17 protein-coding genes are annotated in these 22,937 nt (G+C 63.4%); 6 read left to right on the forward strand and 11 right to left on the reverse strand.

The window, feature by feature from the left end:
• Position 1 precedes the first annotated feature (1 nt).
• Positions 2-1,144 (forward strand): hypothetical protein, encoded by a 1,143-nt coding sequence (locus tag VIZ63_RS12835; RefSeq protein ID WP_331610045.1) that lies wholly within the window; start codon positions 2-4, stop codon positions 1,142-1,144.
• Between the two features lie 71 nt (positions 1,145-1,215).
• Here VIZ63_RS12835 and VIZ63_RS12840 read toward each other — a convergent pair whose 3' ends face one another.
• The 7 genes from VIZ63_RS12840 to VIZ63_RS12870 all read right to left on the reverse strand — a co-directional run bounded on the left by VIZ63_RS12840 (position 1,216) and on the right by VIZ63_RS12870 (position 10,982).
• On the reverse strand, positions 1,216-1,503 hold the full coding sequence (locus VIZ63_RS12840; protein WP_331610046.1) for an NfeD family protein: 288 nt from the start codon (positions 1,501-1,503) through the stop codon (positions 1,216-1,218).
• A gap of 177 nt (positions 1,504-1,680) precedes the next feature.
• Positions 1,681-3,615: a tRNA uridine-5-carboxymethylaminomethyl(34) synthesis enzyme MnmG gene (gene mnmG, locus VIZ63_RS12845; protein WP_331610047.1), complete on the reverse strand. Its 1,935-nt coding sequence runs from the start codon at positions 3,613-3,615 to the stop codon at positions 1,681-1,683.
• A gap of 107 nt (positions 3,616-3,722) precedes the next feature.
• Positions 3,723-5,099 (reverse strand): DUF3999 domain-containing protein, encoded by a 1,377-nt coding sequence (locus VIZ63_RS12850; protein ID WP_331610048.1) that lies wholly within the window; start codon positions 5,097-5,099, stop codon positions 3,723-3,725.
• Between the two features lie 5 nt (positions 5,100-5,104).
• Positions 5,105-7,879, reverse strand: a complete 2,775-nt coding sequence (locus tag VIZ63_RS12855; protein WP_331610049.1) for a DUF2339 domain-containing protein — start codon at positions 7,877-7,879, stop codon at positions 5,105-5,107.
• 209 nt (positions 7,880-8,088) lie between these two features.
• Positions 8,089-9,774, reverse strand: coding sequence for a diguanylate cyclase (locus VIZ63_RS12860; RefSeq protein ID WP_331610050.1), 1,686 nt, complete (start codon positions 9,772-9,774; stop codon positions 8,089-8,091).
• A 183-nt stretch (positions 9,775-9,957) separates the two neighbouring features.
• Positions 9,958-10,503, reverse strand: coding sequence for a GNAT family N-acetyltransferase (locus tag VIZ63_RS12865; RefSeq protein WP_331610051.1), 546 nt, complete (start codon positions 10,501-10,503; stop codon positions 9,958-9,960).
• Positions 10,500-10,982, reverse strand: a complete 483-nt coding sequence (locus VIZ63_RS12870; protein ID WP_331610052.1) for a DUF6265 family protein — start codon at positions 10,980-10,982, stop codon at positions 10,500-10,502. The genes VIZ63_RS12865 and VIZ63_RS12870 overlap by 4 nt, the downstream gene beginning before the upstream one ends.
• A gap of 193 nt (positions 10,983-11,175) precedes the next feature.
• Here VIZ63_RS12870 and VIZ63_RS12875 point away from each other — a divergent pair, with 193 nt between their 5' ends.
• The 4 genes from VIZ63_RS12875 (at position 11,176) to VIZ63_RS12890 (ending at position 19,408) form a co-directional block, all read left to right on the forward strand.
• Positions 11,176-13,191, forward strand: a complete 2,016-nt coding sequence (locus VIZ63_RS12875) for a S9 family peptidase (RefSeq protein ID WP_331610053.1) — start codon at positions 11,176-11,178, stop codon at positions 13,189-13,191.
• Positions 13,192-13,698: 507 nt separating this feature from the next.
• Positions 13,699-16,749, forward strand: a complete 3,051-nt coding sequence (locus tag VIZ63_RS12880; protein WP_331610054.1) for a protein kinase domain-containing protein — start codon at positions 13,699-13,701, stop codon at positions 16,747-16,749.
• 50 nt (positions 16,750-16,799) lie between these two features.
• Positions 16,800-18,905, forward strand: a complete 2,106-nt coding sequence (locus tag VIZ63_RS12885; RefSeq protein ID WP_331610055.1) for an ATP-dependent helicase — start codon at positions 16,800-16,802, stop codon at positions 18,903-18,905.
• A gap of 41 nt (positions 18,906-18,946) precedes the next feature.
• Entirely contained in the window at positions 18,947-19,408 is a 462-nt protein-coding gene (locus tag VIZ63_RS12890; RefSeq protein WP_331610056.1) for an AraC family transcriptional regulator, read from the forward strand.
• 101 nt (positions 19,409-19,509) lie between these two features.
• Here the strand turns inward: VIZ63_RS12890 and VIZ63_RS12895 are convergent, their stop codons facing one another.
• On the reverse strand, positions 19,510-20,553 hold the full coding sequence (locus VIZ63_RS12895; protein ID WP_331610057.1) for an aldo/keto reductase: 1,044 nt from the start codon (positions 20,551-20,553) through the stop codon (positions 19,510-19,512).
• Between the two features lie 229 nt (positions 20,554-20,782).
• On the opposite strand from VIZ63_RS12895, the gene VIZ63_RS12900 reads away from it, so the two are divergent.
• On the forward strand, positions 20,783-21,154 hold the full coding sequence (locus tag VIZ63_RS12900) for a YciI family protein (RefSeq protein WP_331610058.1): 372 nt from the start codon (positions 20,783-20,785) through the stop codon (positions 21,152-21,154).
• Between the two features lie 31 nt (positions 21,155-21,185).
• Here VIZ63_RS12900 and VIZ63_RS12905 read toward each other — a convergent pair whose 3' ends face one another.
• The 3 genes from VIZ63_RS12905 to VIZ63_RS12915 form a co-directional block, all read right to left on the reverse strand.
• Positions 21,186-21,443 (reverse strand): EF-hand domain-containing protein, encoded by a 258-nt coding sequence (locus VIZ63_RS12905; RefSeq protein ID WP_331610059.1) that lies wholly within the window; start codon positions 21,441-21,443, stop codon positions 21,186-21,188.
• A gap of 161 nt (positions 21,444-21,604) precedes the next feature.
• A complete protein-coding gene (locus VIZ63_RS12910) occupies positions 21,605-22,333 on the reverse strand; it encodes an RES family NAD+ phosphorylase (protein ID WP_331610060.1) in 729 nt (242 codons plus the stop codon).
• A complete protein-coding gene (locus VIZ63_RS12915) occupies positions 22,334-22,738 on the reverse strand; it encodes an MbcA/ParS/Xre antitoxin family protein (RefSeq protein WP_331610061.1) in 405 nt (134 codons plus the stop codon).
• Positions 22,739-22,937 lie beyond the last annotated feature (199 nt).

A 22,937-nucleotide genomic window follows, 5' to 3' on the forward strand; every position in this document is an offset into this window, starting at 1 on the left:
CATGATCACGCGACGCATTGTCGATCGAGTCTCGCGCCTGAGCGGTGCACTGCTCGTCCTCAATGCACTCGCGGCGAATGCCATCGATGCACCGAAACCCGCAGCGGCGCCGGCGGAAGCCGCTGTTCCTCCTCCGCAAACAAACGTCACCGCAAACGACGAGACCGCGTTCTACGAGCGCCTGCAGTTCGTAGCGCACAAGCGGATGCTGGTTGGACTCGGCATCAGCGACGACACCCTGAAATCGCTGGCGGCAGGCTCTGCCGACGCTGCGATCGGCCGCTTGAGTCAGCAGAGCGTCGCGGGAGATCGCAACGCCACCATCGCTCTGGTACGGATTCAGCATTGGTGCAATCGCATCTCGTCGGCGCGGCCCGCCGATGCACAGGCGCAGCTCGCACGCTTCACGCAGCTGGTTTCACCGGAGCGACTTGCACGCATCGCCGGCGTAATCAATGCCGAGCGTGCCTACCAGGGACGTGCGCGACAAAGTTGCGGTCAGGCGGCGTTCGACTACCAGGGGATCGAATCGCGGCTGCGGCAGGCGGCCGAGGCCGGCGATCCTGCGAGCACGACGGAGCTGGCGCTGTTCGTGCGTGATCCGGCCAAGCGCGAACAATTCCTGCAGCAGGCAGCGGACAAGAACTACGCCCCCGCGATCCAGGCGCTGGCAACGCAACGACTGCTGGCCGTGCAGCGGGGACAGACGACGGAAAACGTGTCGTCGATCCGGTTGTTGTTCAAACAGGCCGGCCGCACGCTACCGCGCGCCAAGGTCGATCTCGCCAATTGCATGGCCACCGGCTGCGATGGCCATCCCGCCGACGCCGGCGGTGCGGCACCGTTCGGTTTCGATGCCGCGAAGGACGGTGAGCCGCTCGCCTTCACCTCGATGATGCGCATGCCCTGGGGCAATCGTCTGACCCGCACGCAGATGCTCGGCTGGCAGTACTACGGTGACCAGCTGAACGAGACCGGCTGCACCGGCGATGCCTACATACAGAATGCAGTGATGTTCGCGCAGGCAGTCGCCACGCTGGAGAAAGGACAATCACCCACGCAGCTCGAACAGGCGAGAACCCAGGCCGAAACGCTATGGGAAGGAAATGGCGAACGGGCGAAGAAAGAGCAGGGATGCGGGTAGGAAGGCGCTAGGGACTAGGCGCTAGGCTCGTCGCAGACCCAAACCTGCTGCCTGGAGCCTGAGGCCTGTTCTCATGCCGCCACTCGGTCCACGAGCAGAATCGTCCCGTCGACTCCAGTGACTCTCGCCTTGGAACCTGCCGGCAGGTTCGGGCCGCGGACGGGCCAGTCGCGATTGCCAAGCCGGATACGACCGGTGCCGTTCTGCAGGCCCTGCTCGAGCACGACCACCTGGCCGATATGGCTGTGGCCGGAGCGATGGCTGGCGAGCGGGCTGTTTTCCTCACGCTGACGCTCCCGGTACTGAAACCAGAAGTACAGCGAGAAAACGCTGGCGGCAAAAATCAGAAACCACACCATGATCGTCGTATCACCGAAACGCGAGGGGAAGCGGGGCGCGAAACGCAGCCTAGCAGGGGGATGCATCAGCAAACGATGAAGGCAATCACAACTCCTGGGCGAGTCATGAGCTTCATTTGACGGAATCACTGCAGACAGAACCGCCGCTGCAGTCATCGGCCTACGCAGGCTGACGACTCAGCTCGCGAGCTGCGAGGGGGCGCCCGCTGAATGGCGCTTGAGGTGAACCAGTAACAACGAGATCGCCGCCGGGGTGACGCCGGGCACGCGCGCCGCCTGTCCCAGTGTGCCTGGTCGGGCCGACTGCAGGCGCTGACGCACTTCATTGGACAGACCGCGGACGTTGGCGAAGTCCAGGTCGGCGGGCAATCGCGTTTCTTCGTGACGTCGGTGACGCTCGACCTCGTCCTGCTGGCGATCGATGTAGCCGGTGTACTTCGCCTGCACTTCCAGTTGCAGCTGCACCTGTTCGATCAGGCGTGAATCGGCGTCGACGTCCTTCATCCATTGTGGACGGTCGACCGCCGGCAGGCTCGTCAGCGCCTCGTATGTCACTTCCGGACGGCGCAGCAATGCATATGCATGCGCATGCGTGTCAGGCGGCAACGGCACACCCAGAGCCGCGATGGCCTGCTCAGCCGTGATCTGATGCGGATGCACGACGGTGGCATCGAGACGCGCCGCTTCTTCGGTAATGGCGGCCGCTTTGCGCTCGAAGAAACTCCAGCGCGCGTCATCGACCAGGCCGAGTTCGCGACCCTTCGCCGTCAGACGCAGGTCCGCATTGTCTTCGCGCAACAGCAGCCGATATTCCGCACGGCTCGTGAACATGCGATACGGCTCGCTGGCACCGCGCGTGATCAGATCGTCGACCAGCACGCCGATGTATGCCTCATCGCGCCGTGGCGACCATGCCTCGCGGCCCTGCACCTGCAGCGATGCGTTGATGCCCGCGAGAATGCCTTGCGCGGCAGCTTCCTCGTAACCGGTCGTGCCGTTGATCTGGCCGGCGAAGAACAGTCCGCGGATGAACTTCGTTTCCAGGCTCGACTGCAGATCGCGTGGATCGAAGTAGTCGTACTCGATCGCGTAGCCCGGCCGCGTGATATGCGCGTTCTCGAAGCCCTGGATGGAACGCACCAGCTCGAACTGCACATCGAACGGCAGGCTCGTGGAAATGCCGTTTGGATAGATCTCGTGCGTCGTGAGGCCTTCGGGCTCGATGAAAATCTGATGCGAGTTCTTGTCGGCAAAGCGATGGATCTTGTCTTCGACCGACGGGCAGTAACGCGGACCGACGCCTTCGATCACACCGGTGAACATCGGTGAACGATCGCAACCGGCGCGAATGATTTCATGCGTGCGCTCATTCGTTGCCGTGAGATGGCAGACGATCTGGCGCGGGTGATCGCTGCGACGGCCGAGATACGAGAACACCGGTGTCGGTTCATCGCCCGGCTGCGCGAGCAAGCCTTCGTAGTTGATGCTGCGGCCATCGATGCGCGGCGGCGTGCCGGTCTTGAGACGACCGACGCGAAACGGCAGCGCTCGCAGTTTTTCAGCGAGCTTGTTCGACGGCGGATCGCCGGCGCGACCGCCCTGATAATTCGTGAGGCCGACGTGGATCTTGCCGCCGAGAAACGTGCCGACCGTGAGCACGACCGTGCGTGCGCGAAATTCGATGCCCGTCTGCGTCACGACACCGTGGACGCGATCGTGCTCGACGATGAGGTCGGCCACCTCCTGCTGGAACAGGGTGAGGTTCGGCTGATTCTCCAGCACGGCACGAATCGCCGCCTTGTAGAGCACGCGATCGGCCTGCGCGCGCGTCGCCCGCACCGCCGGGCCCTTGCTCGCATTGAGCGTGCGGAACTGGATGCCGCCACGATCGGCCGCTGCCGCCATCGCGCCGCCGAGCGCATCGATCTCCTTCACCAGGTGACCCTTGCCGATGCCGCCGATGGCGGGATTGCAGCTCATCTGGCCGAGCGTTTCGATGCTCTGGGTCAGAAGCAGCGTGCGCGAACCCATACGGGCAGCCGCGAGCGCAGCCTCCGTACCGGCATGGCCGCCGCCGATGACGATGACATCGAAATGATCGGGAAAGCGCATTGGAAGCAGGCATCAGGCAGGCCGGGGGCAGGGATTCTAGGCCAATGGCCCCGCCAGCCCAAACAAAGCCCGGAAGAGTTCAGGAAATGCCTAAGCCCCGCGGGTGCTCAGCGCACCCGCTTCAGCAACGACACCGCCATGCCGATGAGCAGGCCAACCCCCAGGATCAGCACGCCCCACAGGACGATCAGCCGCACCGGGGTCGGCTTCGGCAGCGGTTTCAGCGCCGTCTCGCCGCCGAGGTTGCGCGGCGTTCCAAGCAGTCCGGTGCCAATGAATGGTTCGAGATCCTCGCCCCGCACGTCGGACAACAGGCTGCTGCACTGCTGTATGGGAGCGGGCTCCGCGCGGCGGCTGCCGAATGCCAGGGTATACGGCCCCGACCCCTGCGCCAGGAATCGCAGCCGCGCCGGCCGATAGCCGAGTTCCAGCCCAGTCGCAGGATTCAGGGCCTGGGACGGCTCCAGCGCGGTGACTTGCCAGAAGCGATCCTGCGCCCCATCCATCTGCGCCGGCGGGCTCACCCGCCGCTCCCCGTCCTTCACGATGGAATACGCCTCGCCGGACCAGCGCTCGCGCCAGGACGCCTGTTCATCCGCGCGGCTCTGCAGGCGGATACGAACCGAGCTGTTCAGGTCGGGCACTACCAATCGCGCGTACGTGATCGGCGCCAGCCGCGTCGCATCGAAGCGCAGCTGCCCGCCATCGATGCCCTGCGCATTCGCATGGAACCAGACCGGCTCTATCTGACCAGGACGCGCCACACGTTCGCCGATCACCTGCGCGATCTGCAGCGGCGGGCCACCATCGGTGCGCACCACGCGCAGATAGGAGTAACGCTGTTCCACCAGAGGCACGGTCTTGCGCTGCAGCTGCTGGCCATCGCGAGTGACACGCAACAGCGTGCTCGAGCTCACCACCGTCCGCCAGCGATCCAGATCGTCGCTGGCTTCGATGCGCACGCTGGCCTGTGACGCGCCGTCCGGACTGCTCCAGTCGAATTCGATCGAACGCAGATCGTCTTGCACGCCGCGCGCATCGATTACGTGCGCCCAGGTCTGTGTGCGCGACGCGGTCGGGTCCGTCGCCGGCCCGCCCTCCTGAATGCGCACCTGCGTGCCACCGGCGGTTTCCACCTGGACGCTCGTCGACGATCCGCTGGCCTCGGGTGTGCCCGCCTGCAGATCGAAGATCGGCAACGACTCCTGCGTGACGACCGGAGCCACCGTCGCGGGCGCAGCGCAGAACGCATGCGGGACCGGAGCGCCGTCGGCATTGAATACACGCACATCGCCCAGGTCCGCGCGCGTCACGCCTTGATACACCTCGTCAGGCACGACGAGTTCGACGAGTGGTCGGCCGTCGTAGGAGGTGACTTCGATACCGCGCTGGAAATCGTCGCTGCGCGGCGCGGCGTTTACAGCGATGGTCAGCGCACCCAGTGCGAGCGTCGCCGCGAGTTGCGTGTGTTGCATTACCTTCATCTCCATCACTCCGTTACTTCGTCGTCCGCGTGCCTCGGGGGCAGCGGCGCGAGATAGCCCGTCACCAGCAACAGCACACCCACCGTCAGGAACGACGCAATGCGCGCGATCGTGCCGATGCTCGACAGATCGACGAGGAACAGTTTCGCCACGACCACGATCATCAGCGCTGCACCCGCCAGCCAGACGGGGCGCCACTTCTGACGCGCAGCGATCGTCATCGCGACGAACCCGAGCAGGCCCCAGAAGATCGACAGCGATGCCTGCACCAGGGTCGAATTGGCAATCCCGTGCGGCGTCAGCGGCGCACCGAAGTTGTGATGCAGGGCGCGGATCAGCGCCGAGTTCAGCCACAGGAACGTCAACGCCGCCATGGCGATCAGTGGCCCGCGCTCATCGCTCCACAATCCGGACTGCTGTTCACGATCGAGTGACGTCCACCACAAGGCAATCGCCGCCAGACTCAGCGCGACACTGATATCGAGCGGGTTCAGCAGCGGCACGTATGGCAGCCAGCCGGCATCGCCTGCATTCGTGACATTGATGACGACGATCCATGCGCCGGTCGCCACGGCGAGCGGCACCGCCGCGAGGATTCGATATACCGCAGCGAATCGCGCGACGGGCCACGCCGGCAGCAATCGTCTGCGACCGAGGAATGCCAGCAACAGCGCCGGCGCGAGTCCCCACGACAAGTCCGGCCACACGCCGCTGGCGTGATAGTCGACCTGCCAGCTGGTTTCCCAGGCGATCACCAGCGCCAGCACCCAGTACCCACCCGCGTGCAATGCATTCACGCCGATGGCATTCGCGTCGAGGCGCTGCCGATCCTGCAGGTACAGCAATCCGTAATGGACAGCGAACAGGGCCACCCAACCCGACTCGCCCCATCGTGCGAAGGGATGTGAGGCATCCGCCGAGTACAGCAGGCAGGCGAGCGCTGCGATTGCTGGCAGGTACAGGCCCAGCGTGTGGGACAGACGCCACTTCGCTTTCGCGCCGATGGTCGCCAGCAGCATGGCGGTGAGCGCCGCGTAGCCGAGCGTCGCACCTGTCGCCGCCGTCGACAGATGACGATCGATCTCATGCAACCCGGCGAACATCCACCACGCCAGGCCCCACACTGCGAACACGATCTCGCCTCCTGTCTCGTACGCGGCCTGCCGCTCACAATTCCTATGCAGCAAGTAACTGGTCAGAAAGCCCGACACGCCCAGCAGCAGCGCGCCCATGTAAAGACTGTTGAGCACCGGCTGTGAACCGTGAGCGTTCGGCAGACCCAGCAGAAAGCCCACGCCGGCCGCGACCTGCAGCAAGGCCCCGAACGCACGCGCCAGTTTTCTCTGCTGCCGCACACCCAGCCAGAGAAGCCCCCCGCCTTCGACCGCCCACATCGCCGCGGTCATGCGCGTATCGAACGCCAATGGAATAGCGAGGCTGGCGAAGATCACGCCCAGCGCCGCGAAGGCCTCCACCAGCAGACGGAACGGATCGCGACGCGACAGCCACAGCGTCCATCCCAGCACCAGGTAGAACGCACCGAGCGCCAGGGCACTCCACGCGAGGGCGTATTCGATCTTCGACACCAACGTCGCGTGCAGCGTGAATGCGACCACGGGCAGTCCGAAGACCAGTGAACCCGAGACATAACCCTTGAGGTCCGGCGGCTGCCGCACGCAATTGAGGATCGACACCGCGACGTACTGCAGGAAGAACAGGATCAGGAACGCATCGGCGCTGAACAGATCGTTCGACTCGTAGCCCGAAGCGCGCCACAGACTCGTGATCGTGAACGTGAACAGGAAGCCCAGTACGTTCAGAACCCGCCAGGTACGGAACCACGCGACGGTGAAGATGCCGAGATTGAGAATCGCGTAGTACGTGAACAGCCCGATGTGATTGCCGCTGCCCGTCGACACCATGATCGGCGCGAGAAAACCGCCTGCGGTACCGATCACGGCGAGCGAGAGTGAATTCTGCGCAACTGCGATCACGCCCGCCGTAATGGCAATCACCACCAGCAGACCGAAGGCGAGCCCCAGCGGCAACAGCGGATACAGCCGGCTCGCCGCGAAGACCGTGAGATACAGCCCTGCGATACCGCCGCCCTGGAGCAGCTGTGCGTAGACCGGCCGTTTGTCCTTGAGGCGCCAGCCGATGGTCAGCAGCGCGAACGCACCGATCGCCAGAGCGGTGAAACGCAGCTCGATCGGCAACAGGCTGTTTTCTGCCGCGTACTTCGCCAGGAACGCCGCACCGAAGAACAGAATGATGATGCCGATGCGTGCGAGCGGATTGCCGCCTTTGAACCACTCGATGAAATCGCCGATGCGCAGTTCGATCCACGACGGCTCGGGCAACGGACGCGGCGCAGGCGCCGGTCTGGATACTGTTGGCGCCGGTCCCGTAGCCGCGACTGCAGGCCGCATCGGTTCCGCAGACACCGTCCGCACGGGTGGTACAGCGGCATCCGGCGTCCGATCGAAAATCGGTGCGCGCCGCGGCTCCGTGGGACGCGTTTTTGCAGGTTCCGGCGCGACCGCCTCCGCAGCCTCGGGCTGCACCGCTTGCGGCGGCGGTTGCCGCTGCAGAGACTCGATCAGGTCGCGGTGAATTTTCGCAAGCGCGCGCAGATGCAGCACCTGCGCCAGCAACACGCCGAGCATCGCGCCGACGATGAAACCTGCCGCATTCTCCTGGATCCCGGCGACGACGATGGCAAACACGATCGCCAACGTCCATGTCATCCCCGTCGACGAAGGTTCTTTATCCGCCTGCATGGCGTCTCGCTCCTGCTGTTCTTATTGATTGCCACCGCGCAGCATCCTGCTTCAGTCACTGAAGTTCGCCAAGGCAAGACTATTAAGAAGATCTCCACGGGGGACACAGGGGACACGGGGCGAGACTGAAAGATGCAGTGCCCAGTCTCGGTCCGATTTCCTGACCCCGTGGTCCCCGTGTCCCCCGTGGAAATTCTTCTCTCGCTCTTCTACGCCGCCAGTGCGAGCTGCACGCGATTGCGCCCCGAGCGCTTCGCGGCGTAGACGGCGGTATCGGCATGCGCGATCAGATGTTCACCCCACACGTCGAGCACATCGCTGGTCGCGATACCGATGCTGCAGGTGAGCTGGATAGGCGGACCGAAGCCATCGACGCGCACGTCGGCGACGCGCTTGCGGATACGCTCGGCGATGGGTTCCGCGGCCGACGCATCGGCGCTCGACAGGATGACCACGAATTCCTCGCCGCCGTAGCGGCCGATCACATCCGACTGGCGCAGCTCCGTCTGGATCGGGGCGATGATGGCCTTGAGGCAGGCATCACCGGCGAGATGGCCGAAGGAATCGTTGATCTGTTTGAAGTGATCCAGATCGATGAACAGCAGCGCGATGGGCAGACCGCGAGCCTGTGCGCGCAGGCAGACTGCATCGAGTCGTTCGACCAGCGAACGGCGATTCAGCACGCCCGTCAGTGGATCGGTCTGCGCCCGACGCTCGGCATCGCTCAGCGCCAGTCGTTGATCGCGCAGCCGATCGGCCACACCCAGTGCGATCAGCACGGCGGCGCCGACCATCGACAGCGGCAGTCCATAGAACAGCAGCAACTCGGCGCCTTCCGGATCGGTGAACAGCAACCGCAGCGAGGTCGCAATCGTGAATGCCTCGAGCAGGCCCCACGCCAGCAGGAACCAGCCTGCCGCCCGGTTGCTGCGTCGCCAGGCCATGAAGGCCACGACCAGCGTAAATACTGCAGAACCGAGGAACACCAGGTTGCCGATCGCGGCGACGCGCGGACCGAGCCCGACGAGCTGCAATACATTGGCGAACGCCAGCGCCGCGAACACCCACGCGAGCCAGCCGAAGATGGCGTACACGCGCGGCGAGAAATCTTTCAGATCCGCAATTTCCCGCACGAACAGGCAAGCGACGGCTCCGCTGAACGCCGCCGTTACGTTCCAGGAATACGACGCGACCGGTACGAGATGCCACAGCAACGGCCAGCCGAATGCCTCACCCGACAGGAACGACATGTACAACGCCTGTAACAGGAACAGCGACGCATACAGCAGCAGCAGCTTGTCCTTGAGCACGAACCAGATCAGAAAGCCGGACAGCGACATGGCCACCAGGGCGCCGAACGTCAGCGCGATCATGCGCGCGTGCTCGGCGCCGCGCGCCAGCGTCACATCGAGCGTCGACGCCCGCAGCTTGAACGTTTCGTTGCCTCGCAGCGGCTGCGGCTCGACGCGCAGATAGACCGGCTGTGCCGCCTGCAGGCCGTCAGGGACGAGGAACACATGTTCGGTCGCACCGCGAAAGCCCGGCAGCGCGGTGGCAAGAGCCAGCTTCACGCCGCGTCCTTGGCGCAACGTAAACGGCTGAACATCGAAATGGCGGCTCCTGGTGACGTTGAGCGTCGTCATCCTGTCCGCATCACCGTGACCGTCCGTGCGCTGCACTTTGAGCCAGAAGACGCCGCCGGTCTGGCGGGCCTGGCGAAAATCGAACGGATGGAGGTGTGAATCGAGGGCGCCGCTGACGATTTCATCGGCGCTTGCATCGACGCCGGACGCGAGCATCTGCAGAGTCAGCTCCGGCTGCGCGGCAGTCGCGTGAACGACGGTGAACAGTCCGGCGGTGCAATACAGCAGCCACACCGCAAGCAAATGATGCACGGTTGCCTCTGGCACGATGTCGCGGAGTCGCCCAACCCGTCGCGAATCGTGCGGTCGAAAGTAGCCTACTGGCCGATTTCGCCGCAAAGCAATACGGACGGGGTGGATCGCGTCACATAATGAGTGATGAAAATCGCCTGGCCCGGCGTATCAGTCGAATCGCCACGGGCGTAGCTCACACATCTACACATATAGATGTACGGTCTCGGCATCCGCGGCCAGCTGCGTCGGCCCCGAGTAACGCAGGCCAAGCTTTTCGAGCACCCGAATGGAGGCGGTGTTGTGAGGCGACACGACGGCCACGATCCGCTGCAGGCCCAGCGTGGTGCGGCCAAACTCCATCACTGCCACGGCGGCTTCGTAGGCATAGCCCTTTCCCCAGTGCGCGGGCAGATAGGCAAATCCCACGTCCGTTTCTCCGATGTAGTCGCGCCGGATCAGACCGCAGGTGCCGATGACCGCGCCCGTCTCCTTCAACTCAACCCGGAAGTGGCCATGGCCGTGCTTGTCGTAGCTCGCCATCGGCACCTCGACGATGAAGCGGCGTGCATCCTCGATCGTGCGCAAACCGCGATCACCAATGTTGGCGATGAACGAAGGCTCATTGAGCAGACCGAGCAGGAAGGCCGCATCCTCTGGCGTGAACCGCCGCAGCACCAGGCGCGGCGTCTCGACGACTACTGCACCAACAACCGGCGAATGATTTGTGCCTGCGGCTTCGATGCTCACGATGTTTTCTCCGGCTGACGTTTGAACGTCAGCGTAAATCCCTTGTCCTTGCCGTCACTGACCCGCACCGTCATCTGACCGGCGCTGTTCGCCACGTACTCGAGGCGACGCGGGAAATCATGCTGCGGATTCTCGAACACCAGTTGCGACGGCGAACAGTCCGCCAGCTCGAACGCCACCGGCAGTCGATTGTGCGCAACCTTCGACACATAGAACACACCATTCGCCATCTGCAGCAGGCGCAGCGCTTCATCGTCGACGATCGCACGGGATGCACCCTTCGTCGTAACGCCCTTGCCCTCGAAGGTCGCGTCGCTCAGTCTGCTCCATGTCTCGGTAACGGTCTTGTCGCCTGCGATGGCGACCCAGGTGCCGAGCAACCAGTCGGCAACCGCGAGCGACCTGCAATGGTCGGCGGACCAGACCACCGGCGCGAACAGCGTGCTGGCGATCACTGCCGCGAAGAACGATGAACGCATGCGAGTCCTCCGGTTGATGTCTCCATGGATAGGCAGGAACCTATCTGAAAACCGCTGGCTGCGCATTTGCTGCCGCGACGAAGCAACTGGAACGGTCACGGTAAGTTTGGACATGGCCGGGCGCCCGATGAGATTGACTCGGCCCGCGCGCTGCGACAGGCTCGATCGAAATCTGCATCAGGATAACTAGAACATGCTTTGTCGCATCCTCTGCTGCTTGCTGATCACCTTCACCTTTGTATCCAACAGCGGTCTGGCTGCAGACGCCGCGCGTCGGGCGATGACAGCCGCAGACATCAACGGTATCCATGATGTATCCGATCCGCAGCTCTCGCCCGACGGCGAGTGGGTTGCCCATACCGTGCGCACCGCCAACCTCGACAAGGACAAGCGCACCACGCATGTCTGGATGACGAACTGGGACGGCAAACGCAGCGTACAGCTCACGAATTCGCAGGAGAGCGAACACACCCCACGCTGGAGTCCCGACGGCCAGTACCTGGCATTTCTGTCGGCGCGCGGCGGTGAGGACGACCCCGATCAGTTGTGGCTGATGAACCGTGCCGGCGGTGAGGCGCAGGTGGTCACTTCGTTCAAGGGCGACGTGCTCGACTACGAATGGTCGCCAGACGGTAAACGCATCGCGCTCATCGTGATGGACGAGGATCCCAATCGTCCGACCGAAGCGAACAAGGACAAGACGCCGCCGCCGATCGTCATCGATCGTTTCTATTTCAAGGAAGACGAGACCGGCTACCTCGGCGCGTTGCGTCGCCATCTCTACGTGTTCGACGTCGCCTCACGTAAGGCCGACGTGCTGACGCCCGGCACGTTCAACGAGGATCTGCCGACCTGGTCGCCCGACGGTGCGCTGATCGCATTCGTCAGCAAGCGCGCTGCCGATCCCGATCGCAGCAACGACAATGGCCTGTATGTCATCGCCCCGCAGGCCGGCAGCGAGCCGCGCCTGGTCACCGTGTTCCATGGCGATGCCGGCGATTCCGGCTGGATGACGACGCCGTCCTGGCGGCCCGACAGCCGCGCGCTGGTGCTCTCGGTCAACCGCGATCCGAAGCTCATTTACTACGGACAGCAGGATCTCATGGTGGCGCCGCTCGACGGTCCGGCACGGATCATCAGCAACGACATCGATCGCAATCTGATCTCGCCCCGCTGGTCGACGGACGGCAAGTCGATCTACGCCTTCATCGAGGACGATCGCAATCAGCACCTGGTGCGCGTGAATGCCGCGACCGGCAAACTGGAACGCCTGCTCGCCGGACGACGCGAGACGACCGAGTTCGATATCGGGCCGAAGAACCGCATCGTGCTGGTCGACAGCACGGTGGATCGCCCAGCCGAGGTCTTTGCATTCGAGGGCGGCAAAGCGCGGCAACTCACCCGACACAACGACGCGTGGCTCGCGACGTTGCAACTTGCGCCGGTCGAGGAGATCTCCACGACGTCGAAGGACGGCACGCAGATCAGCGGCTTCCTCGTCACGCCGCCCGACTATGTGGCGGGAAAGCGCTATCCCACCATCCTGCAGATTCACGGCGGACCGGTGTCGCAGTACGCGAATTCGTTCATGCCGATGTGGCAGATCTTCGCATCGCAGGGCTACGTCGTCGTCGCCGCGAATCCACGCGGCAGCTCTGGCCGCGGTGAAGATTTTGCGCGCGCCATCTGGGCCGAGTGGGGCGGCAAGGACACGGACGATGTGCTCGCCGTCGTGGACTACGCCGTCAGCAAGGGCATCGCGGATCCGCAACGCCTCGGCGTCGGCGGCTGGAGCTACGGCGGCATCCTCACCGACTACGTCATCAGCAGGGACTCGCGCTTCAAGGCGGCCACCAGCGGGGCGTCCATCGGCAATGCCCTCGCCGGCTACGGGACGGACATGTACGTGCGCGAATACGAGGCCGAACTGGGCACGCCCTGGAAGAATCCCGAGGCCTATCTGCGCAATTCCTATCCCTTGCTGCACGCCGATCGCATCACGACGCCCACTTTGTTCCTGTGCGGCGAGCAGGATTTCAACGTGCCGCTGCTGAATTCCGAACAGATGTACCAGGCACTGCGCAGCACGGGCGTGGCGACGCAGCTCATCATCTATCCCGGGCAGTTTCATGGGCTGCGCAAACCGAGCTACCTGCGTGACCGCATGGAGCGGTATCTCGGGTGGTTCGGAAAATATCTGAAGAACTAATGTCGCGTCCCTTTCGTGATAAGCCTCGTGTCCGCTGATGGTGGCTGCGTTCGTGATGGGCTCTTGCCGCATCATGAACACTTCGACGAAGAGCCATCGACAATCCCCGGGAAGCTCTGACTGATTTCAGATCCGTCATTCCCGCGCAGGCGGGATGACGGATCGTCCCGCGAAGGATTTCGCCGACAGCTCTTTTGCGCAGGTGAATTACCGACGACAGCGCATCCGTAGACATACCGGGAACATCCAGCACGAATCGGGTGTATTGGTTGCAACGGGACAGTGGGTGTTCCGGCCCATAATGCGCGTATGTCAGAGCCTCTACCGATTCCATCATCTCTCTCTTCCAGTTCCGGTGTTCCGCAAGAAGGTGCGCCGAGCGAGCCCATAACCGAACGCATTGCAGCAGACAGCCGCGTTGCAGCAGACAGCTCGCCGACGACCTCACTGAATGAGCAGCCCCGGGGTCCGTCGGAACCGCCAGAGGTTTCGACCGGTGAGACTCGCGTGATCGAGATCGGCACGGTGTTGAGCCGCCGCTATCTCATCGAACGGACCATCGGCAGTGGCGGCATGTCGACGGTCTACAGCGCGCTGGATCGTCATCGCATGCAGGGTCCCTCGGCGGACGCCAAGGTGGCAGTCAAGGTCCTGAACCGCGCCCTGCTCAGCGACCGGGCGCGCGTGCAGCGGTTGATCCGCGAATTCCGCTACATGCAGCGGCTCACCCATTGCGGCATCGTGCGGGTCTTCGACCTCGATTGCGACGATGGCACCTGGTTCATCACCATGGAACTGCTCCAGGGCGTGCCGCTGACGCAGTACCTTCGTCAGCATCAGGCGGGCGGATTGTCTCCTGAGGAGGCACTGCGAATTCTCGCCGAATGCACCGAAGCGCTCGTGTGCGCCCACGACCACGGCGTCATTCACGGTGATCTCAAACCCGGAAATATTTTCATCGACGACAAGGGGACGGCGCGCCTGCTGGACTTCGGCTCGGTGCCGGAACCCGGTGAGGAGGCGGATCTGGCGTGGGAACGCTTCCTTACGCCTGCGTATGCCAGTCCACAGATGCTGGAACAGCAGACCGCGGATCTGCGCGACGACCTCTACAGTCTCGGCTGCGTGGCCTACGAGCTGTTCAGTGGTCAGCACCCATTCAAATCCATGTCGTCGGTGCAGGCACGGCAGGACAATCTGCGGCTGACCTGGCTTCGCAGCATCCCTGCACGGCACTTCGGCATCATCGCGCGCATGTTGTCGTGGGAGCGTGATGAACGACCGGCGAATGCGCGGGAGTTCCTCGAGTCGCTGATCGCCGCGCAGGCCCGGGCCAAGGCTGCATATTCCCGCGACCCCGATTCTCACACCCATGTGCATGACACGGCGCACACCAAGACTGCTCATGCGGGCGTCGCGGATCATGCGGTCACGCCAGAGCCGGAGCACCAGTCGGCCCGCGAGAGGCGCGAGTCGCGACGCGCGGCGACTCCCGAAGAACTGAGCCGCGCCTTCGCGCAGTTTTCCGGCGTCGTTCCTGCCGATTGGGTAGGCGCAAGTGACGAGAACGCCGCGACCACAGCGCAATCACGCATCGAGACGCCCGTGGCGACGGCAGTGACGGCAGTGACGGCAGAGCCACCGCTTCCCGAACCCGCGCGCGAACGCTGGAGCAAGGCCATTCCGCCCGAGTGGCTCGAACCCAAGCCCAAACTCGACCCTTCGCCGAACGCTGTTGCCTCATTGGTGATTGATTCCATCGACGCGTCCGAGGTAGTGGAAGAGGTGAAAGCGCCGCTACCCGCGGTCCTCTCGCGCACAGCGCCATGGTTCAGCCAGTTGCGCTGGAGCAATGCCGCTGTGCTGAAGCGGGTTCGTCGCAGGCATCCAGCGGGGCCCAGCGAGGCCCAGACTCCGGCCGCAAGGACGACCCGAACGACCGAGTCACCCGAGACAGCTGACACTCCCGAGTCGTCGGCGACGACTATCGAGACGACGGTTCGGGATGCCGGGACCGCGCAGGCTGTGGCGAGCCAGCCCGCGCCCGTCGTCAGAAAGATGCCATCGCGACGCCTGCAGCAACTGCAATGGCGCACGTCCACGCCCGTCGCGTGGTCTGCGCTGGCATCGCGATTGCGAACACTGCGCATGCGTCCGGCATCCCGGACCCTCGCGCCGGCATTGGACGGCTTATCGCACGCGGCAGCGTCGGGCGTGGCGTATCAAGCCGATCCCGGTTGGGTGCCGCAATTGCAGTGGCGGAATGAGATCGCCATGCGCTGGCCAGAGATGCAGGCGCTGTCGGCCACCACGGTCGTACCGCACGTTCACATTGGCACGTTGTCACCGGTGATCGAGATCTTAGTACCGCCGGTGCCGGCCGCTGCAACCATCCGTGTCGCGCCTCCCGCGCCCCGAATCGAGTGGGAAAAAGCCATCGCCGGCATGAGGCGCATGTCCGCAAAGCTGCGTACGCACGGCACTCGAGCAGTTGAGCCGATCCCAGTCGCAGAATCGCCTGCTCCCGTGCCTGAGACTGTTGCGAGCAACATTGCTGTGGAGGAAGTCGTTGCCGCAGCTCCCGCAGCGATTGCGCTGTCCACAAACCTGAGCGAGCACGAGGGTCGGGTGCCTGAGCCGATTCCGGTCACAGAATCGCCCGTACCTGCGTCTGCGGCGACTGCGAGCGACGTTGCGGAGGACGAAGTGGTTGCCGCAGCAGCACCTGAAGCACCTGAGCCGATCCCGGCTGCGCCGCGACCGCCACGCGTCGACTGGCGCAAGGCGATGGCGAGCATGACCCACGCGTCGACGCGCGCTCGAGGCAACCTGCAGACGCTTGCAGCACGAGAGCGCAATCGGTGGCAGAAGGCACTCAAACGCCTGCCGCATTGGGTGCAGGTGCGCAACGCCATCGGATCACTCTCGCCTGCGCGTCTGCCTTCTGGCTGGCTTGCACAGAGTGCGTCGCGATGGCGCGAAGCTGTTCCGGCCGGCGCGATCGTCGCCATCGCGATCATCGCTTCTGCGGCGTTGCAGTTTTCCGATGCCTCATGGTCCACCGCAACACAGTCGGCCGAACGCGTGCGGCTGGCCGCCTTGCGCCTGGACTCACTCGCCAACGCACCTATCGACATGACATTGCCCGAGATTGCGAGTCCGCCGCTACCGGTATTCACTGCGAATGAGCGCGCGCCGGCGCAACCTGCTGCACCCGGAGTCATTTCGTTTCAATCGGCACTCATTCATGTGGGAGCGGGCCAGCACATGGCCGTCATCAATCTGCGGCGCAACAAATCGACCAATGGGTCGGCGCCGGTTCGCTGGCGCATTGCACCCGGCACCGCGCAACCGGGTGTCGATTACGAACTACCGAAGGTCCAGATCGCGCGCTTCAACGACGGCCAGGATGTACGCAGCGTTTTCATTCCCATCATGCCCCCGGCGGACGGCGGCAGGCCGGAACGCCGCTTCACCATCGAACTGGCGCGGACACCGGGCGGTCCTGCCTTCGGCGAAATTACCGCAGCCGAAGTGATCATCGAAGGCAGCGGCTGATCACGCCCGCCGACTGGCTTTATATACAGTTCCCGCTATGATCGGCGCGCATGAATGCGCAGATCGATCCCGTCGCAACTACTTTCGGTCACCGGCTGAACGCGGAGCAGTTGCGTGCCGCGACCTTCGGCCGCCTCTCGCCGCGTGGCGTCGACTCCGATCCCCTGCTGATCATTGCCGGCGCCGGCACCGGCAAGACCAACACGCTCGCGCATCGCGTGGCGCATCTGCTGCTCAACCGCATCTCGCCCGAGCGCATTCTTTTGCTGACGTTCACGCGTCGCGCCGCGCAGGAAATGCTGCGACGGGCCGAGACGATTGCGACCGAGACCCTGCGCCAGAGTCAGGGCCGCGTCGCGTTCCATCCGAATGCGACCCGCATGCTCTGGTCGGGAACGTTTCACGCGATCGGCAATCGCCTGCTGCGCGAGTACGCACATACGCTCGGTCTCGATCCGGCTTTTTCCGTCGTCGATCGCGGCGATGCTGCGGATCTCATGGACTTCCTGCGCCAGGATCTCGGCCTTGCGCGCAAGGAAAAGCGCTTTCCACGCAAGGACACCTGCCTCGCCATCTACTCCCATCGCGTCAACACGCGCCGAGCGCTCCAGGAAACGCTCGATGACGCGTATCCATGGTGTACGGAGTGGGCTGACGACCTGACGCGCCTGTTTCGCCGTTACGTCGAAACGAAGCAGGCCCAGCGCCTGCTCGATTACGACGATCTGCTGCTGTACTGGCACGTGATGATGATGGAGCCCGCGCTGGCCGGCGCGGTGGGCGAACGCTTCGATCACGTCCTGGTCGATGAGTATCAGGACACCAACACGCTGCAATCCGAAATCCTGTTGGCGATGAAGCCCGACGGTGCCGGCATGTGCGTCGTCGGCGACGACGCACAGTCGATCTATTCGTTTCGCGCCGCGACCGTCGAAAATATTCTGCAGTTCCCACAGCGCTTCACGCCACCCGCACAGATCGTCACGCTCGAACAGAATTATCGATCGGTGCAGCCCATTCTCGATGCCGCCAATGCGCTGATGCGCGATGCGGATCGCCAGTACCAGAAGCAGCTGCGCTCACCCAAGACGTCGCAGCACAAACCACGCTACGTTACGGTGGAAGACGACTCGGCGCAGGCGCTCTACATCGTCGAACAGATTCTCGCGGCGCGCGAGCAGGGCACATTGCTGCGCAAACAGGCCGTGCTGATGCGCAACTCGCATCACAGCGACGTGCTGGAACTGGAACTCATTCGGCGCAACATCCCGTACGCGAAGTACGGCGGTCTCAAGTTTCTCGAAGCCGCGCACGTCAAGGACGTGCTGGCCGTGCTGCGCTGGATCGACAATCCACGCAACCGCCTCGCCGGCTTTCGCGTGCTGCAGCTCCTCTCGGGTTTCGGTCCCGCGAACGCGGATCGCTGTCTCAAAGTATTCGAAGCGAGCGGCTACGCGTTCGATACCCTCGCGAGCTATCAGGTCCCCGCTGCTGCCGCCGAAGAGTGGCCCGCTCTGACCTCCCTGATGCATGACCTCGGCGGGACGAATGAATGGGCGGGACAAATGCAGCGCGTCCGGCAATGGTATGAACCGCATCTCGCACGCCTGTACGACGCCGCCGCCGTCCGCAGCGGCGATATCGATCAGCTGGAAAAAATCGCTCAGCAGTACGAGAGCCGTGAGCGCTTCATCACCGAACTCACACTCGATCCCCCGCAAATCAGCAGCGACCTCGCGGGTGATCCGCATCTGGACGAGGACTACCTGATTCTCTCGACCGTGCATTCCGCGAAGGGCCAGGAATGGGATTCGGTCTACGTCCTCAATGTCGCCGACGGCAATTTCCCCAACGAACATGCCACCGGCAAGCCGGAAGCCATCGAAGAAGAACGCCGCTTGCTCTACGTCGCCATGACCCGCGCAAAACACGACCTGCAACTGATCGCGCCGCTGCGCTACTACGTCACGCAGCAGAGCCGCACCGGCGACAAACACATCTACGGCGCGCGCAGCCGGTTCATGACGGATGAGCTGTTGCAGCTGTTCGAGCCAAGAACCTGGCCGCAGAGGGCGCCTGGCGTAAGTGATGCGGTGCGAAGCGAATCTGCCGCGCGCATCGACGCGGGGAGCAAGCTTCGGGCAATGTGGGATTGAGCCGAAGACTCAACGTCTGACGTAGCGAGGGCGGACGACTGATGGAAGTTCGAATCGTGGAGTTCCCCGAAACCCGGGTCGCTGTGGCCGAACATCGTGGTCCGCCGCAACTCGAATACGAGACGTCGAAGAAGCTCATCGAGTGGCGAATCCAGCATCGACTATCGCCGGCCAATCATCGAACGTACGGCGTGCACTACACCGATCCTCAGACAGTTGTGCCGTCCGAGCATCGCGTGGATTTCTGTGTCACGTACGACCTGCCGGTCGAGCCGAACGATCACGGCATCGTCAGCAAGATCATTCCGGGCAATCGCTGCGCGCTCGCCCGTCACCTGGGCTCCAGGCAACACAATACCGCCGCCGTGTATCTCTATCGGGAGTGGCTGCCGTCCAGTGGCGAATTCCCAGGCCGCTTCCCGATGTTTCTTCACTACGTGAATGTGGGGCCCGCTGTCCTGGAATCGGACATGATTACTGATGTGTACCTGCCTTTGCGGTAGCCGTGGATACTGCCTGGACGGTCAATGTGGTCGGCTTCCCTGCAGGGATGATCATGCCTGCTGCTGAGGCGTCAACAAGCCATTCCGTATTGCCCCGTAGCTCACGCTGATGTCGCGACCGGCGGCGGGGTCCGTTCGCTGAACTGCCCACTCCAATACGGGTAGTAGGGATACGGAGGCACGACGGCGCTGGCCGCATCCAATCGCGCCACCTGCTCCTTGCTCAGTGCCCAACCGATGGCGCCGAGATTATCGCGAAGTTGTGCTTCGTTGCGCGCGCCGATCAGCACACTGAAAACCGTCGGACGTTGTAGCAACCAGTTGATCGCGATCTGCGGGATCGACTTGCCGGTTTCCTCCGCGAGGATATCCATCGCATCGACAATTGCGTACAGCCTTTGCTCGTCCGCCGGGGGCCCGAACTGCGCTGTTTCCTGCAGTCGCCGTGTCGGCGGCTCGGGGCGGTCGCGACGAATGCGGCCCGTGAGGCGACCCCATCCGAGCGGACTCCACACGAGTGCGCCGACGCCCTGATCGAGTCCGGCCGGCATGAGTTCCCATTCGTAGTCGCGACCGAGCAGCGAGTAATAGATCTGATGCGCGACGAAACGCGCATAGCCGTAACGATCCGCAACTGCCTGCGACTTCATCAGTTGCCAACCGGAATAGTTCGATGCGCCGACGTAGCGAACCTTGCCCGAGCGAACCAGGTCGTCGAGCGTGGACATCACGCTGTCGATGGGCGTTTGCGCGTCGAAGTGATGGAGCTGCAGCAGATCGATGTAGTCGGTGCCGAGGCGTTTCAACGACGCTTCGGTGGCGGCGAGCAGATGATGGCGGGATGCACCGACGTCATTGGGCCCTGTCCCGGATCGCAATGTGAGCTTCGTCGAGAGCACGACGCGGTCCCGTCTGCCTGCGATGGCCGCGCCGAGCACCGCCTCCGATTCGCCATCCGAGTACACATCGGCTGTGTCGAACAGGTTGACGCCCGCATCGAGACAGATATCGACGAGCCGTCGTGCCTCGGCGGTGCCGGTATCGCCCCAGGCGTTGAAGAGCGGGCCCTTGCCACCAAACGTACCCGTGCCGAAGCCGAGCGCAGACACTTTGAATCCGGACGCGCCGAGGAATCGATAGTCCATATGTACTCCGAGGAAGTGGGTGGCGCGAGAGTAAGAAGAACCGGCCTGACGAAACAGCGGCTGCGGGGAAACTGATCCGTGCCTCGTGACCACGTAATCGTGCTCCGACAGGCGGCAAGGTCTACTCTGGTCGCAGGTGCCGGCGACTCGCGATTTTTTCGACGTCTTTGTCAGCCTGGAGCCGCGTCAACCGTCCTTGGCAGGCGGCACGGGCGAGCGAGGAATTCACATGCTGTATTCGATACTGATCTTCGGTTCGGAAGAACAAGCCGCTGCCTGGACAGCGCAGGAATACGACGCGGTGATGGATCGTCACGCCACGTTGCGCACACAACTCACCGCCCAAGGCAGGCTTGGACCGGTCATGCGACTAACTCCCGGGGAATCGAAGATCGTGCGGCGATCGCGGGGCCAGGTGCGGGTGACGGACGGTCCCTACGCCGAAACCAAGGAACAGTTGATGGGAGTCTACGTCGTGGAGTGCGCCACCTTCGAGGAGGCGCTGGCGGCGACTGAGCTGCTGGATTTCGAAACCGGTGTGTTCGAGATCGTGCCGTTGCGATACCTGGGCGGTGGGCAGCTGCCGGCGGTGATGCCTTGAGAGGCGAGTCCGAGCTGAGCAGTTACCGCTACTAGGCGCCATCCAGCCATGCGCGGAACTCATCGAGCGTGATCACGCCGTCCTCGTTCGTGTCGATCTCGTGGAATCCGATGAGACATTCCTCCTTCGACATCTCGGGATCCAGATCGGCCATGAATCGAATGAATTCCTCCGGTGTCAGCTGGTGATCGCGGTCACGATCGTTGAAATCGAAATCGGCGCGCGAGCGGATGCGCTCTTCGGCGCCCGGTTTCAGATAGTCGAGGGTGGTGCGATCCTTATGGGTCATCGTCGTGATCCGAGCCTCCGGGTGCCGACCATAGCCCACTTGCGTCGCGCAGGCATACCGGTGGATGTCACGCTGTACGCGCAGTCGTCGGTGTGAAAGGCTGCAATGGCCCGCAAAGCCATGACCACGCCTCGCGAACCGGCGGCCTTTGCTACAGGCGACTAAGGCAGCAGCTCCCATTCGATCTTGCCCGGTGTGCGCTCGACGCTCACTTTGCCCGAATCGGCGAACAGCTTGTACGTGAGATAACACACGGTGCGTGGCTCACTGAGCACGGTCGGCGTGAACACCGCAACCACCTCTGATCTGCCGTGGCGCGCCGAATAGGTCAACACGCCGGGCATGCCGGCATCGCGCAGCTCCCGACCGAGCGTCTGGCAGTATGAATAGTCCTCGGGATGCAGCAGCTGCGATTCCTTGCGCGTGCGTGCGCGCAGATCGACCAGCAGTGCGCTGCAGCGAATCAAGTGAACGCGCCGTTCCTGCACGATCGGCCTGGTGCTCTGCGCAGCGATAGCCGACGCCAGCGTGTTGCGGCGAAAGTGATGCACGGTCTCGCGCACGGAGGTCTCGATCGATGTGGCGCCGTACCAGACACCGTAGGTGCCGTTCGAATAGCGCGAGTTGCAGGGATGTTCGAACGGCCAGCGAATGGCAGCGGCGATGGCGTCGTAATTCGCGGCCTCTTCGAAGGGCCGCTGTATGACCGCAGGTTCCTGATATGCCTGTTTCACCGCCATTTCATGGCGCACGAGCACGTCGATGTCGCGCGGATCGTCGACGAGATCGGCGAAGAGATCGATGCTCTTGCGCAGGCTGACGATATTGCGATGCCAGTCGCCCTGCGAATCGCGAGTGACCCGCAGCTGCGCGTCCTTGCCCGAGGACATCTAACCGCCACGCATCCGATCGAGCGTGCCGCGCACCATCAACAGCCCGGCAAAGCCAAAGCGTCGTGCGATATCGATCGGTGTGCCGCCATCGAACAGGGTGTTCGGCGACGACATCCAGCCTGTCGCGATCTCCGCATTCCTGGGGAACAGCAACTTCAGCGCCTTGTGAATGCCCAGCAGGTGGCCGACGCGCTCGAGCAGATCACGATTGGCCGCGAGCGCTTCGCCCTTGGCGTAACGCTGCAATGCGATGCGATTGCTCTCGTTGAGGCCCAGCAGCATCAGCTGATCCGCCGAGGGGAGTTGCCACAGTTCGAACAGCTTCGTGACTGCGCGGGCCAGGATGACCCGCTCATCACGGGTGCGGGCCGTGGTGGGCGAATCCTTCAGATGGGCGTGCATTGACGGGCTCTCTGTGTCATTTCACACATAGGTGAATATAGATGACACAACTGGTCTTTTCAAGGCGACGTATCCCACGGTGAAGCCAGCCCTGTGCAGGGTGGTGGTTCCACAGGCCAGGAGAAAATGGGCCACAGAGATGGTTCCTGTGGGTACAGCTCGAGCAGGGCCCACAGTAGCTGAAGACTGTTCGACAGAA

The sequence above is a fragment of the Povalibacter sp. genome, assembly GCF_036520495.1.
GTDB lineage: Bacteria > Pseudomonadota > Gammaproteobacteria > Steroidobacterales > Steroidobacteraceae > Steroidobacter.

Coding starts and splice junctions, on each gene's coding strand:
- VIZ63_RS12855 (WP_331610049.1), bottom strand. CDS start 7,879: ATGCAGGCGGATAAAGAACCTTCGTCGACGGGGATGACATGGACGTTG.
- VIZ63_RS12910 (WP_331610060.1), bottom strand. CDS start 22,333: ATGTCCTCGGGCAAGGACGCGCAGCTGCGGGTCACTCGCGATTCGCAG.
- VIZ63_RS12835 (WP_331610045.1), top strand. CDS start 2: ATGATCACGCGACGCATTGTCGATCGAGTCTCGCGCCTGAGCGGTGCA.
- VIZ63_RS12895 (WP_331610057.1), bottom strand. CDS start 20,553: ATGGACTATCGATTCCTCGGCGCGTCCGGATTCAAAGTGTCTGCGCTC.
- VIZ63_RS12885 (WP_331610055.1), top strand. CDS start 16,800: ATGAATGCGCAGATCGATCCCGTCGCAACTACTTTCGGTCACCGGCTG.
- mnmG (WP_331610047.1), bottom strand. CDS start 3,615: ATGCGCTTTCCCGATCATTTCGATGTCATCGTCATCGGCGGCGGCCAT.
- VIZ63_RS12840 (WP_331610046.1), bottom strand. CDS start 1,503: ATGGTGTGGTTTCTGATTTTTGCCGCCAGCGTTTTCTCGCTGTACTTC.
- VIZ63_RS12890 (WP_331610056.1), top strand. CDS start 18,947: ATGGAAGTTCGAATCGTGGAGTTCCCCGAAACCCGGGTCGCTGTGGCC.
- VIZ63_RS12875 (WP_331610053.1), top strand. CDS start 11,176: ATGCTTTGTCGCATCCTCTGCTGCTTGCTGATCACCTTCACCTTTGTA.
- VIZ63_RS12915 (WP_331610061.1), bottom strand. CDS start 22,738: ATGCACGCCCATCTGAAGGATTCGCCCACCACGGCCCGCACCCGTGAT.
- VIZ63_RS12850 (WP_331610048.1), bottom strand. CDS start 5,099: ATGAAGGTAATGCAACACACGCAACTCGCGGCGACGCTCGCACTGGGT.
- VIZ63_RS12900 (WP_331610058.1), top strand. CDS start 20,783: ATGCTGTATTCGATACTGATCTTCGGTTCGGAAGAACAAGCCGCTGCC.
- VIZ63_RS12905 (WP_331610059.1), bottom strand. CDS start 21,443: ATGACCCATAAGGATCGCACCACCCTCGACTATCTGAAACCGGGCGCC.
- VIZ63_RS12870 (WP_331610052.1), bottom strand. CDS start 10,982: ATGCGTTCATCGTTCTTCGCGGCAGTGATCGCCAGCACGCTGTTCGCG.